We start from the raw sequence: 13,883 nt of genomic DNA on the forward strand, positions 1-13,883 counted from the left end.
TTGGTGACCTGAATAAGCTTGTGCTATCGGCTTACTACCAACAATCAACTGATTACCTGAGAAGTATTGTGCCAGCTGTTCACTATCTTTTTGGCTAGAATAGTTTATTGAAAGTGTTTGTGCTAAAGGTCCATTCCACAGTAATAATATTGGCTGAGCAACAGGTGAAGGTAAGCTTTGTTGGGAAAAGCTTTGCCCTAGGTCAAGGTAACTATTCGAAAGGTTGATTGGCATTTACTTCTCTGGATAAATTGTTACTCAATACGTGGATAAAATTGGACTAAACTGGCATAAATTTCACTAACTTTTGGCTATATTAGTGACTACATTTTTGAGGGATTTTTAAAGCTATTAAAATAGGCATTAAGAAACGTAGAGAAGTTGCTGATTAAGACAGGTCTATTGAAAATACTATTCGCTGGTTTGAAAGAGCTTACTCTGTTTTTTCTAAAAAAGAGCGTATTTGAAATTATCATCATAGGCGCTGTAGGAAGTAACAGCACCTATTATTTATTATTGATGAAAAGTGACAGCACTTACGCTTTGGTAGTTGTACTGGATAGGCATCAATAGGTACGACTAGATATAGCTGCAAGCTTATATTTCAGCAGCTACCACTGAAATTTCAACGAGTAACGCTTCTCGTGCCATTTTAGCGACAACACAAGCACGTGCCGGTGCATGTCCTGCTGGCAACCAAGCATCCCAAACGGCATTCATATCGGCAAAGTAGCTCATGTCTTTCACATAGATAGTCGCTGATAAGATGTGTCTTCTGTCACTACCTGCTTGTATTAATAAAGCATCAACCTTATCAAGCATGGTTTGTGTTTGCTCGGTAATATCTTTAGTGGCATCAGCAGCCACTTGACCACATAAGTAAATCGTACCGTTATGTTTAACAATTCTACTCATTCTTTGTTTTGTTTCTAGTCTTTCTATAGTCATTTGTACTTCTTCAACCTTTCAATAAGTTTATTTGATTATTCAATTACAACGTTCATCTTGTTTATTTATACACTAACACCTTTTTAACTAACCCCTTCTTACTTTGATAAGACACCTTCCTTTCAAATACTTAAGACAGCTCATCAAAAAAAGGCCTTCGATTTTAGCCATTAAATGCCCTAAGTAATTTTTTATCTTCTTTAAGTGTTCAAAATATTTTTAAAAGATATTACTGTAGCTTGAGATAGATTGCTTACCTTGTTAGCTCAATTAAGTTTGAATTATCATTTTCATATTGATCATATATTACACCAATCACATCATCTTTAACTATATCAGTAATAAATGCACCTTCAGGCAAATCCATATATTTACTCAAGCTTTTTTCTTCAAATGAATAATAATTTATCGTGTGTTTATTCTCTTTTTGAGACGCAAAATAAAAACCATTACCGATTACTTTTAAACCATAAGGGCTTAACAGCTGTTCTTTATCCGGTATTTTGAACAACACTCGGATTTCACCTGATATCATTTTTTGCATAAGTTGTTCATTGTGCCTATCGCCATAATACAGAGATTGTCCGTCTTCGCTTTCTTGAACTATGCCACCTGCATTTAATAAGATCCTCTGCTTGTCTCCCGTTTCAACATCTAGCTTGTAGACATTATTTTGCCCGTCTTCAAAACGTTCATAATAGATATTTTTCTGATCATTTGACCATGAAAGTAATAATACTTTATTAGGTAATTTAATCTGTTTCATGGCAACGTTCTTATGTAGGTCAAATAAAGTCATCATTGTTTTCGAATTTTTTCTTGATAAATAGGCAAGCTTATCTTGTTGTAAATTTAAAATTGGACGCTCAATCATGTTTGCTTTGATATTAGTGACTTTATCCACTGTATTACTTTTAAAACGCCAAATATCATAAAGGCCATTGCGATTAGAGACAAAATAGAGTGCTTTTAAATTACTTGAGTACACTGCGCTCATATCTATCATTGAACTATTAACACCTGTTAAATTATTTAAATCACTTACCCCTTGAGCAAAAAGATCTATTGTACGTGAAACATTGGTATAAATTAATTTATCAGCATTTAGCTGACTACTTATTAAGGCAGGAAAGCTCCCAGGAAAGGCTTTAAAGGCAATTGATGATTGGTTATCAGCCAAATCAAATATCCAAATACCATTTGTTTCTTGTTTATAACCTGATACCCAAAGTGAGTTTTCATTCTTAAGGGCTAAGCCTCTAATACGGTCATAGTCACTTGAAAGCGGTGTTGAAGTTAGACTATTTAGATCATAACGGTATATCTGTGAAGCTTCATCACGAGTAGTTGAAATATAATATACCGATTTATTATCATGGCTAAAGACGGGGTGGCTTTTAAATGAATAAGTGATGGAATCGTCAAATAGTTGTAATTGACTACTTTGCTTGTTGAGATCTACTAACGCTAATTCTACGTTGTTCTTTTTAAGAAAAGCTAGAGCTAAATAGGTGTGATCGCTTGAAATAGTAAAAGAGACAAGCTGTTGCTCTATCGATAATATACTTTCAAACTTATCATTGCTGATATTATGTTTTATGACCTCACAAGACAGCTTTTTTTTACAACGAATGTAATACCAATATTCACTATTAGCTAACCAAACAGGGCTTTTGTAATTGGCATTTACAAGCGTTATCTCTCTTTTTTTTTGCGATGCCAAGTCAAGTAATATCAGCTGATTATAAGTTTCTTTGAAGTGACTACTTTTAACAAATAACAACTGCTTTTCATCCGGCGAAATCGCTGGCATATCAGAAAATGAAGTTAGGTCCGTCAAAATAACAGCTTTCATTTCAACCGATTTACTTGGTAAAAAGTTCAATAACAACAGAAGTAGAATAGCCATATTTATAGCAAGAAAAATTTTAGCTTTAGCCTTAAACGTAAGTTTTATTTGGCTAAAAAGATTATTCGTTTTAGCTGTACTTAAGGGAGGAAAGTCATAAATAAAACAATAACCTTTACGAGCGATAGTCTCGATATAAATTGGTTTTTTTGCATCATCTTTTAAGGTTTTCCTTAACTCGTATATTGCCCGAGTCACTACTTCCAGACCAGTAACACTACCAGGCCATAATGCTTCAGCAATTTGAGAGCGGCTTACTACTTGGTTTTTATGCTTCACTAAATAACACAATACTTGCATTATTTTAGATTCAATTTTGAATTCCCCTTCATTTGTTGTCAGCTTGTTATGTTCAGGCTGTACTAAAAACGCACCTAACTTGAAGCTTCCTTCTGCCAACTCTTCCATGTAACCAACTGATATTAAAAGTGAATAAATGCATCATTAATTCATTATATCAAGGTTATGGTTTTTAATCTCAATTCAAATATAAAGAAGTGACGTTGCCTAATAAATACAAAGGAGGTGCATAAAAATCATCATTTTTTAGACAAATAACCCGACTAATTATTGAAAATACACTGTGTGTAAATAAATTCAAGAGCATAACTGTGACTGCTTAAATAGTAGTTACTTTTTGATAGCTCAATAAAACACTTGCCACATAAAGAAAAACGACAAGGAAAAATTATGAAAATTATCTTAGCAATGCCACTGCTAATTGCGTTCACCTCAGCAATATCATTTGCCAATGAGTTTAATGATAATGTAGATGCTTTATTTAGCTCAATTGACCAGAGTAATGCTCCAGGTTGTAACGTAGGTTTGATCGAAAATGGGGAATTAATACATAAAGCTGGATATGGCCTTGCAAATATGGAATTAGAGGTAAAATTAAATGGTGACAATGTTCATCGCATTGCCTCTGTATCAAAGCAATTTACCGCTATGTCAGTGCTTTTATTAGCAGAAGAAGGCCTAATAGATTTACAAGATGACATTCGAACTTACCTGCCAGAACTGAGACATTACCGTAAAAGAGTCACCATTAATGCAATGTTAGGACATATTAGTGGCATGGCTGATTATGACTATATTTCAGCAGGTGAAGGTAAAAGGGTTAGGCGCGGCTTAAATTTACGTTCTGTAGCTAAAGGACCTTTTCGTTTAGGAACTGAAGATTATTTATCCATTGAAGAGTTTTATGATGTGGTCAAAAAAGTACGTCTGCGCCATAAGCCTGAAAAAAAATGGCAATATAGTAATCTTGCATACTTTTTACTGTCTATGTTAGTAGAAGAGGTTTCTGGTGAAAGTTTAAGGGTTTATGCAGACAAAAGAATATTTAAACCTTTAGGCATGAAAAATACATTTTTCAGCGATGATTCTACTGAAATTGTGAATAATAGAGCTAGTGGTTATAAGCCTAAAGAAGGCGGAGGTTATCAGGCCGATATGACCAATTTATTTTGGGTAGGTGATGGTGGCCTACATACAACAGTTGATGATATGTTGAAGTGGGATCAAAATTTCTATAATCCTATAGTTGGTCAAAACTCAGAGGAACTACTGGCCTTATTTATTCAACCCAATAGCCAATTTGAGGCAAACGGCGGATTATATGCCAATGGGCAATTCCTTATTGATATATTCGACAGAAAAGCATATATAGTTGGCGGGCAATGGAAAGGGGTAAGTGCATTTTATGGTCGTGTTCCTGAAGAAAGTTTTTCGATGGCAATTCTATGTAATGATGCCAGCCAAAATACGTTCGCTTATGCAAACCAAATCTTAGCAATGTATTTGCAAAACAAATACCCCGACTAAAAATAACCATACCACCTTATATTCAGTAACAAAAAACCTCATTACTTTTCAATAATGAGGTTTTTATAAATTGAGTCGTTAAATTTAGAGGTTAGAGCAAGTTGTTTGATTTAACTTCTCTAAAACTAAATTACTCCCATTCAATAGTCGCAGGTGGCTTGCCGCTTATATCGTAAACCACACGAGAAATACCTTCAATTTCATTAATTATACGGTTAGAAACTAACCCTAAAAAATCGTATGGTAAATGTGACCAACGCGCGGTCATAAAATCAATGGTTTCTACACAACGTAAAGAGACAACCCAGTCGTATTTACGCGCATCACCCATAACACCTACCGATTTAACCGGTAAAAATACGGTAAACGCTTGGCTTACTTTTTTGTATAAGTCATGTTTGTGTAACTCTTCAATGAAGATAGCATCGGCGCGACGTAATAAGTCTGCATATTCTTTTTTCACTTCACCTAAAATACGAACACCTAAACCTGGACCAGGAAACGGGTGACGATAAAGCATATCGTAAGGTAAACCTAGCTCTAAGCCAATTTTACGTACTTCATCTTTAAATAATTCACGTAATGGCTCGACTAAACCTAACTTCATGTAATCAGGTAATCCACCAACGTTATGATGGGATTTGATTACATGTGCTTTACCGGTAGCTGAAGCTGCTGATTCAATCACATCAGGGTAAATAGTACCTTGTGCTAGCCATTTAGCATTTTCTAACTTGTTAGACTCTTCTTCAAAAACATCAATAAATACATTACCGATAATTTTTCGTTTCGCTTCTGGCTCACTTTCACCAGCTAAACGATCAAGGAAACGATCTTCAGCATCAATCTTAATGATATTTAAACCAAAATGATCACCAAACATATCCATCACTTGCTGACCTTCGTCTAAACGAAGTAAACCATTATCAACAAATACACAAGTCAGTTTATCGCCAATAGCGCGCTGTAATAACATGGCTACAACTGATGAATCTACGCCGCCAGAAAGACCAAGAATAACTTCGTCATCACCTATTTGCTCTTTCATTTTAGCAACAGCATCATCAATGATTGATGCTGAAGTCCATAACTTTTCACACTGACAAATTTCAACAACAAAGTTTTCTAAAATACGTAAACCTTGTTTGGTATGGGTAACTTCTGGGTGAAACTGTACGCCGTAGAATTTTTTCTCTTCGTTAGCCATTGCGCCAAAAGCACAACTTGGTGTTTGGGCTACAGTAACAAAACCTTCAGGGATTGCTGATACTTTATCACCGTGACTCATCCAAACGTCAAGTAACGCATTGCCATTATCACCAACGCTATCTTCAACTTTGTTGAATAAAGCAGATTCAGCAATTAACTCAACAGCAGCATAACCAAATTCTTTATGATCAGAGCTTTCAACACCGCCACCCAGTTGCTCAGCCATAGTCTGCATGCCGTAACAAATGCCTAATACCGGTACACCAGCAGTGTAAACATATTCAGGAGCTCGCGGTGAGTTAGCTTCAGTAACTGACTCTGGACCACCAGCAAGTATAATCCCCGTAGGATTAAAGCCCTTAATTTGCTCTTCAGTTACGTCCCACGACCAAAGTTCACAGTAAACACCAATCTCACGTACACGACGTGCGATAAGTTGAGTGTATTGTGAACCAAAATCTAATATTAGTATGCGGTGATCATGAATGTCTTTACTCATGGTTGTTTTCCTACTGTTAACGCTCGTCATGGGCAAACTTTATACTGCGTTGTTTTCGTAATGAAACAAAATCATTTATAAACATAAACTCATTTGTTTAATGACTCAACAGCCTTGCCTAAAGCTCGCTCATTTAGAGCGTGGTATCTTAAATAAAACAGGCTGAACTAATTTATTCATAGTTCAGCCTGACAAAAATTCTTTTATTTTCTATTACTTAGAAAGAAATAAATAATTTTTACAAAGTAGTTTTACTCGATAAGAAAGAAGAAGCGCGGAGTTGACGTTAGTCAATGAGCACTTCTGATGCGCTTATCATGAAAAATACAAAGTAAAACTAGCCCGTTCTATAGTTAGGTGCTTCTTTGGTGATTGTTACATCATGTACGTGTGATTCACCCATACCTGCTGAGGTTATTTTCATAAACTCAGGTTTGGTACGCATAGTTTCAATATCTTTAGAGCCAGTTAAGCCCATTGAAGAACGTAAACCACCCATTTGCTGATGAATAATTGCCGCAACAGGACCTTTATAAGCAACACGACCTTCAATACCTTCAGGCACTAATTTGTCTGCTTCGCCTTCAGATTTTTGGAAATATCTATCACTTGAACCATCTTTTTGCGCCATAGCACCTAAAGAGCCCATACCGCGATAAGACTTGTAATAACGACCTTGGTAAAGCTCAACTTCACCTGGTGCTTCTTCTGTACCAGCCAACATGCTGCCGACCATAACGCAGTGCGCGCCAGCAACTAAGGCTTTAGCAATATCACCAGAAAAACGAATGCCGCCATCAGCAATCACTGGAATACCTGTGCCTTTCAAGCCTTCAACAGCATTTGAAATAGCAGTTAGTTGTGGCACACCGACACCAGTAACAATACGTGTAGTACAAATAGACCCTGGGCCTATGCCTACTTTAACGGCATCAACACCAGCATCAGCCATGGCTTTTGCGCCAGATGCAGTCGCGACATTACCGGCAATAATTTGCAAGTCTGGGTATTTATTACGGGCTTCTTTAACTCTATCTAATACACCTTGTGAATGACCGTGTGAGGTATCGATTAACAAAACATCAACACCCGCAGCAACTAAGGCGTCAATGCGCTCATCAGTACCTGCGCCAACACCCACAGCAGCACCTACACGTAAACGACCAAATTCATCTTTACAAGCATCAGGTTTGTTTTCAGCTTTTTGGTAATCTTTTGCCGTAATAAGACCTACTAATTTAAACGCATCGTCAACCACTAAGATTTTCTCTATGCGGTTGCTGTGCATTAAACCTAAAATTTCTTCGCGAGCAGCACCTTCTTTAACCGTCACTAAATTTTCTTTTACTGTCATTAGTGAAGAAACTGATTTACATAAATCCGTTTCAAAACGTAAATCACGTCCGGTTATGATGCCTACTAAGTTATTGTTATCATCAACAACAGGGAAACCTGAAAAGCCTAAGTCATCCGCTTTGTGCATGACTTGCTCAATAGTAAAATCAGTGTTTACCGTTACTGGATCTGAAACAATGCCACTTTCATATTTTTTCACTTGCGAAACATTTTTAGCTTGTTCAGCAATGGTCATGTTTTTATGAATAAAACCTAAACCACCTTCTTGCGCTAACGTGATCGCTAGACGCGCTTCGGTTACTGTGTCCATAGACGCAGAAATCATCGGTACGTTTAAGTCAATTTTACGGGTCAATTTAGTTTTTAAACTAGCCGTATGGGGGAGTACTTTTGAATGAGCAGGTACAAGTAATACATCATCAAAAGTTAAAGCTTCTTGGGCAATTCTTAGCATCGCAACATCTCTCTAAAAAGGTTGGTTAGGGAGTGAATATTGCGGCAGAATTTTAACCGTTTTCTTGTTTTAGGTAAACCTATTTTTTAAAGTTTTATCAACTCACTATAAAACAACGCAAAAATAATGCCGAAATACATTATTTACCTGAATATAATTTTAATTAATAGGTTTTTAGCTAATTATTGACAGATGTGTCAGGTAACAAACCACATTGCACAAATACTCAAAGGTTACGTGAAAGACACAAATATTAAGCAAGATACACCTGTGAATTTACAATGATGAGTTCGGTATTATGTCAGTAGACTTGATATACTAGTTAGCTAATTGCCTAAACAAAATCACTATTACCTCTGCATTATGAGCCAACAGCATATATTACAAATAAGTGAATTAACTAAAAAAGTACGCTTTATTCTGGAAAGTGAACTAAATACGGTTTGGTTAACCGGTGAAGTCTCCAACTTTATTGCCGCTAGTTCTGGTCATTGGTACTTATCGTTGAAAGACGCAAAGTCACAAGTTAAATGCGCCATGTTTAAGGGCAGTAATAGGCGAGTTCGTTTAGGCACAGGAGCAAAACCAAGTAATGGTCAACAAGTTTTAGTACGCGCTAAAGTGTCTTTATATGAACCTCGTGGTGACTTTCAGCTAATTATTGAACACATGGAAGATGCTGGTGCCGGCATGCTGCGTCAGCAATTTGAACAATTAAAAAACAAACTAAATGCTCAAGGCTTATTTGATTTAAGCCATAAAAAACAAATACCGAAACACATTAACTGTGTTGGTATTGTTACCTCGCCTACCGGCGCAGCGGTGAAAGATATCTTAACCGTGCTTAAGCGCCGTAATGCAAATGTCAAAGCTATTATTTATCCAGCTTTGGTACAAGGAGAGTATGCTCAAGGTGATATCTGCCATGCCATTGAACGTGCCAATAGTCGCCAAGAATGTGATGTACTTATTGTTGGTCGAGGCGGTGGCTCTTTAGAAGATTTATGGCCGTTTAATGAAGAAAGTGTTGTTCGCGCTATCTATCAAAGTGAGTTGCCAGTGATTAGCGCCGTTGGTCATGAAATTGATACCACGCTAAGTGATTATGTTGCTGACTTACGAGCCGCTACGCCCTCTGCCGCCGCAGAGTTAGTCTCAAGCGATAGTAGTGAGCTGCTTAACCGAGTCGTAATGCTTAAACAGCGCTTGCTAAAAGCTCAACAAGTAAAACTAGCCCACTTAGGCAATGAAAGAAATTATTTACAACACAGATTATCGCAAGTCCACCCTGAACAACAATTACAATTACAGCAACAAAAAGCCGATGAATTGGGCTTACGTTTGAAACAAGTGATGAAGCGTATTATTGTCCAGAGCCAAACTAGACCTGCTCAGCTTAATCAACGGCTGTTACAACAATCACCAGTAAAAGTAGTTCAATTTCAACAACAAAAAGTGAGTCAAAATGAGTACAGAATTACTCAAGCGATGCAAAATACCTTACAGCATAAAAGTGAACTATTTGTACATCTTCTTGAGCAATTACAACTTGTCAGCCCATTAGCCACTATAGCCAGAGGTTATAGTGTTACCCGTGATACCAGCAATAAGGTGGTCACTAAAGTAGCTCAAGTAGATAAAGGCGAAGAGATTAGCGTGCAATTAAGTGATGGTCATATTAATGCCAAGGTAGTATAACTACCCTGCTTTGCTAGAGACATAACTCAATAAATCCTACTGTAAGATAGCTAGATAACTGATATGATTTAGCTATAAACCTATTAATACACGCTACATTATGCGCTTTAATTACCGAATAGTTTTCATTATTACCGCCTTGGTTTTTACCTTATCTACCAGTTTAACGGTAATTAACTATCTAACTTCGATGGAAACAACACGTGAGCAACTCAAAAACAGCGCCCTGCCATTAACCATAGATAATATATACACTGAAATTCAAAAAAATATAATTGAACCTAACCTTATTGCCTCGATGATGGCTCACGATACCTTCTTGATTGATTGGTTATCACATGAAGAAGATGATGAGCAGCAAATAGTAAGGTATTTAGAAACGATTCAAAATAAATACCAAATGTTTACCGCTTTTTTAGTTTCCGATAAAAGCAAAAACTACTACTCTGCTAAAGGAGTATTAGATAAGGTTGATATAAATAGTCCCAATAGTTTGTGGTATTTTGATTTTAAAAAGACCGCAGAACTAAGCGAAATCAATATAGATTACAATACCCATATGGGCACCGAACTTATTATGTTTATCAACCATAAAATTCTTAATGATGATTATCATATGATTGGGGCAACAGGTATCGGCTTAAAAACTTCTTATATCAACGATATGCTGAAAGTATTTAGGCAACGTTATCAATTTTCAGTGTACTTTGTTGATGATACTGGCAAGGTAGTTATTGCCGAACAAAATGTTAAAAAATTAAAGCAACTTAGCGATATCCCTGAATTAGCCAAGCAACTTCCAGACATTATCGGTAAAGGAAGTCAGGTGTTTGATTACACACGAGCAGGAGAAGCCTATTTACTTAATAGGAAATATATTGCTGAGTTAGACTTATATCTTATCGTTGAAGCCAGGGTTAATTACTTTACCAAAACAGCCACAGAAACCTTTTATTTCAATATACTACTATCAGCCATTATCACTCTACTTATCAGTTTAATCATTGTATTGTACGTTAGAAAAATTCATTTAAAACTTGATAAACTGGCGAGTAATGATCACCTTACAGGTTTACCAAACAGGCGCTCATTTCATGAAAAACTAGCGCAATTTTTATTACTGAAGGAACGTAATAACAATAATTTATCTATCTTATTTATCGATATTGATGACTTTAAGTTTATAAATGACACTAGAGGCCATGACGTTGGCGATAAAGTACTAAAAGCTTTAGCAACAACATTAAATACCAATGTTAGAAAAAGTGATTTTGTCGCTCGCTGGGGCGGTGAAGAGTTCATTATACTTTTAATCGATTCTGACATTAATCAAGCGCAAGTCATTGCTGAGCAATTACGCTCACAAGTCGCTAATAGCAATCAGCTGTCCCTACTTAGCCAAAAGCCAGTAACTATTAGTTTAGGAGCAACCTCGGTCACTGGGGATGAAGAAATCGATGCTATTTTAAAGCGCGTGGATGGTGCTTTATATAAGGCTAAATCAACAGGAAAAAACTGTACTGTCTCAGCTTAACGCTTGATAGAGTAAATCAATGACCTGCTGCTTACTCACTTGATTGAATTTAACGCCAAATGATAGACCATCAACTTGTTGCTTAACATTACATATGGTGGCGTTAAGTTTAATATTATTTTCCCCAGCATCGGTTTCAACAACAATATCTATTACTTTATTTTCTGCCAATACCAGTTTTTCACCATTGATTATATCAAGCTGGCCACCTTCAACTGATAAATTTGTCATGGTCGTTTGCCAATAAATACCGTCAATTTTTATTTTGGCATAGATATGAGTATCTATACGCACTGATGAACGCAATTTTTGCAAGGTCACAGTATTAGGAATATCTAATACCATAATGCGCGAGGGGATTTGCAAGGTTTGTCTAACGGTACTGATAAAAGCTACTGCTGCACCATCACGACCTTCAATCAGACCACGCACTGTGACTACAGTACCTTGACCAATATATTGAGAAAAAGAGCCTAATTTTGTTGCATCAGGGAACTCGATTAATACATACTTTTTAGGTAAATAACCAATAAAATGCGTGTGAAATTTTCTCTTTTGCCCAGCAGGAGTAGAGATATCAATAGTGATAGGCGCACCCGCTTTTAAAAAAGCTAAGTTACGTGCAGAGGGTTTAGTTGGATCGGTTAAAATTTCTTGTCCAGACATATTTTTCAATATCATAAAACGTGGAACGTGGTTGTTACCTTAGTAAAATCAGGCAAATATTGCAACTTACTATTAAAACAGTAAGTTGCAATAAAACACTTGGTGTGTACCTTTCAATCTAGTCTTTTTTATAACCTTGCGTTGCCCGAGCAATTTTCTTTTGCTCGGTATAAGTCAATTTTTTCTTACCTGCAAATGGGTTCAGTGTATCTTTAAACTGAATACGTATAGGTGTACCCATCATTTTTAATGACTTACGGTAATAATTCATTAAGTAACGCTTATAAGACATTGGTAGTTTTTTCGCTGAATTACCATGAATGATAATAATAGGCGGGTTGTAACCACCAGCATGCGCGTATTTAAGCTTGATGCGTCGTCCTTGGTGTAAAGGAGGCTGGTGATCAAAAGAGGCCATATCTAATATCTTAGTGACCATAGCAGTAGAGATACGTTTTGTTGCTGAAACAAAGGCTTCTTCTACTGACTCATATAAATGACCAACACCGGTGCCATGCAACGCTGAAATAAAGTGTATCCGGGCAAAATCAATGAAACCTAAACGTCTATCAAGTTCAGTCTTAATGCGGTCTTTTTCATGATCCTCTAAACCATCCCATTTATTAACCGCTAAGACTAAAGAGCGACCGGCTTCAAGAATAAAACCTAACAAGCTTAAATCTTGATCGCTAATACCTTCTTGTGCATCAATGATAAGTAGACAAACGTTAGCGTCTTCAATAGCTCTTAAGGTTTTAATGACTGAGTATTTTTCTACCACATCGGTAACATTCTTACGACGACGAATACCAGCGGTATCAATTAAAGTATATTCTCGGCCATTACGCTCCATTGGGATATAAACACTATCGCGAGTAGTACCCGGCATATCGTAAACAACAACACGTTCTTCACCTAATATACGGTTAGTTAGTGTTGACTTACCAACATTAGGACGACCGATAATAGCTAGCTTTATTTTGTCATTTTCTTGTGGCTCATCTGCAAGCTTTTTAGCAAGTTCTTCTTCTGTTAGTTCAACGTCTTCAGCAAACTCATCATTCTCTTCACCTTCTTCTTTAGGCTTAACAGGGTTAGCCAAGGCTTCGATATGAGGTGTTAAGGCAAGTGTTAACAGTTGCGTAACACCCCGGCCGTGCGCAGCTGCAATTTGGTGAACATGTTCACCCAAACCTAATGAATAAAACTCAGCCACTGCGGAATCGCCATGGATACCATCAATTTTATTAGCAACGACGAATATTTTTTTATTTTGTTTACGTAAATGATCAGCAATACCGTGGTCTGCTGCGGTTAAGCCATCACGGGCATCAACCAAAAAAAGTACCGCGTCGGCTTCCTCTATCGCCATTAACGACTGTTCCGCCATAAGCACATCAATACCTTTTTCATCACCATTAATACCACCGGTATCAATAACAATAAAAGGATGTTCTTCTACTTCAGCTTGACCATATTGACGATCACGAGTTAGACCTGGGTAATCAGCAACAAGCGCATCACGACTACGGGTTAAACGGTTAAATAACGTTGATTTTCCTACATTAGGACGGCCAACAAGAGCAACTACAGGAAGCATAAGTACCTCAAAAAATCACCATGCAAGCGAGTAATGCATGGTTTTCAAACAAATATATATCAAGTATAAATAGCAAGATAGTTAGCCTACTTAGCTAAACAAAATATTACTAAAATGATATTGCTAAAAACAAGCAACGGCTCCTTATGCACTTTGCATAGGAGCCGTTATTAACTTTAGCTA

9 protein-coding genes and 1 pseudogene are annotated in these 13,883 nt (G+C 36.8%); 3 read left to right on the forward strand and 7 right to left on the reverse strand.

Annotation, left to right across the window (positions count from 1 at the left end; genetic code table 11):
• The 3 genes and pseudogenes from GAB14E_RS06745 to GAB14E_RS06735 form a co-directional block, all read right to left on the reverse strand.
• Positions 1-234, reverse strand: a pseudogene (locus tag GAB14E_RS06745) (hypothetical protein); the annotation flags it as partial.
• 363 nt (positions 235-597) lie between these two features.
• Entirely contained in the window at positions 598-948 is a 351-nt protein-coding gene (locus GAB14E_RS06740) for a RidA family protein (protein WP_033083361.1), read from the reverse strand.
• 253 nt (positions 949-1,201) lie between these two features.
• Positions 1,202-3,265, reverse strand: coding sequence for a winged helix-turn-helix domain-containing protein (locus tag GAB14E_RS06735; protein WP_033083362.1), 2,064 nt, complete (start codon positions 3,263-3,265; stop codon positions 1,202-1,204).
• 282 nt (positions 3,266-3,547) lie between these two features.
• Between GAB14E_RS06735 and GAB14E_RS0123265 the strand changes: the two genes are divergently transcribed.
• A complete protein-coding gene (locus GAB14E_RS0123265; RefSeq protein ID WP_052093874.1) occupies positions 3,548-4,684 on the forward strand; it encodes a serine hydrolase domain-containing protein in 1,137 nt (378 codons plus the stop codon).
• 130 nt (positions 4,685-4,814) lie between these two features.
• On the opposite strand, the gene guaA is transcribed toward GAB14E_RS0123265, so the two are convergent.
• Both guaA and guaB read right to left on the reverse strand, forming a co-directional pair.
• Positions 4,815-6,392, reverse strand: a complete 1,578-nt coding sequence (gene guaA, locus GAB14E_RS06730) for a glutamine-hydrolyzing GMP synthase (RefSeq protein WP_033083363.1) — start codon at positions 6,390-6,392, stop codon at positions 4,815-4,817.
• A gap of 337 nt (positions 6,393-6,729) precedes the next feature.
• Complete coding sequence (guaB, locus tag GAB14E_RS06725; RefSeq protein WP_033083364.1) at positions 6,730-8,202, reverse strand: IMP dehydrogenase; 1,473 nt, start codon at positions 8,200-8,202, stop codon at positions 6,730-6,732.
• Positions 8,203-8,565: 363 nt separating this feature from the next.
• Here guaB and xseA point away from each other — a divergent pair, with 363 nt between their 5' ends.
• Together xseA and GAB14E_RS06715 are read left to right on the forward strand one after the other, a co-directional pair.
• Positions 8,566-9,900 carry an exodeoxyribonuclease VII large subunit gene (gene xseA, locus GAB14E_RS06720; protein ID WP_033083365.1) on the forward strand — a complete coding sequence of 445 codons (1,335 nt, stop codon included), beginning with the start codon at positions 8,566-8,568 and terminating at the stop codon, positions 9,898-9,900.
• A gap of 100 nt (positions 9,901-10,000) precedes the next feature.
• Positions 10,001-11,434, forward strand: a complete 1,434-nt coding sequence (locus tag GAB14E_RS06715) for a sensor domain-containing diguanylate cyclase (RefSeq protein WP_033083366.1) — start codon at positions 10,001-10,003, stop codon at positions 11,432-11,434.
• Here the strand turns inward: GAB14E_RS06715 and GAB14E_RS06710 are convergent.
• Together GAB14E_RS06710 and der are read right to left on the reverse strand one after the other, a co-directional pair.
• On the reverse strand, positions 11,426-12,100 hold the full coding sequence (locus tag GAB14E_RS06710) for a PilZ domain-containing protein (protein WP_033083451.1): 675 nt from the start codon (positions 12,098-12,100) through the stop codon (positions 11,426-11,428). The genes GAB14E_RS06715 and GAB14E_RS06710 overlap by 9 nt on opposite strands.
• A 118-nt stretch (positions 12,101-12,218) precedes the next feature.
• The gene (gene der, locus GAB14E_RS06705) at positions 12,219-13,700 is read right to left on the reverse strand and encodes a ribosome biogenesis GTPase Der (RefSeq protein WP_033083367.1); all 1,482 of its coding nucleotides are present in this window, start codon (positions 13,698-13,700) and stop codon (positions 12,219-12,221) included.
• Positions 13,701-13,883: the final 183 nt, after the last annotated feature.

The organism is Colwellia psychrerythraea, assembly GCF_000764185.1.
Classification (GTDB): domain Bacteria; phylum Pseudomonadota; class Gammaproteobacteria; order Enterobacterales; family Alteromonadaceae; genus Colwellia; species Colwellia psychrerythraea_B.

Bases quoted from the DNA above. Each gene is read 5' to 3' on its own strand.
- GAB14E_RS06740 (WP_033083361.1), bottom strand. From the start codon at position 948: ATGACTATAGAAAGACTAGAAACAAAACAAAGAATGAGTAGAATTGTT.
- GAB14E_RS06735 (WP_033083362.1), bottom strand. From the start codon at position 3,265: ATGGAAGAGTTGGCAGAAGGAAGCTTCAAGTTAGGTGCGTTTTTAGTA.
- GAB14E_RS0123265 (WP_052093874.1), top strand. From the start codon at position 3,548: ATGAAAATTATCTTAGCAATGCCACTGCTAATTGCGTTCACCTCAGCA.
- guaA (WP_033083363.1), bottom strand. From the start codon at position 6,392: ATGAGTAAAGACATTCATGATCACCGCATACTAATATTAGATTTTGGT.
- guaB (WP_033083364.1), bottom strand. From the start codon at position 8,202: ATGCTAAGAATTGCCCAAGAAGCTTTAACTTTTGATGATGTATTACTT.
- xseA (WP_033083365.1), top strand. From the start codon at position 8,566: ATGAGCCAACAGCATATATTACAAATAAGTGAATTAACTAAAAAAGTA.
- GAB14E_RS06715 (WP_033083366.1), top strand. From the start codon at position 10,001: ATGCGCTTTAATTACCGAATAGTTTTCATTATTACCGCCTTGGTTTTT.
- GAB14E_RS06710 (WP_033083451.1), bottom strand. From the start codon at position 12,100: ATGTCTGGACAAGAAATTTTAACCGATCCAACTAAACCCTCTGCACGT.
- der (WP_033083367.1), bottom strand. From the start codon at position 13,700: ATGCTTCCTGTAGTTGCTCTTGTTGGCCGTCCTAATGTAGGAAAATCA.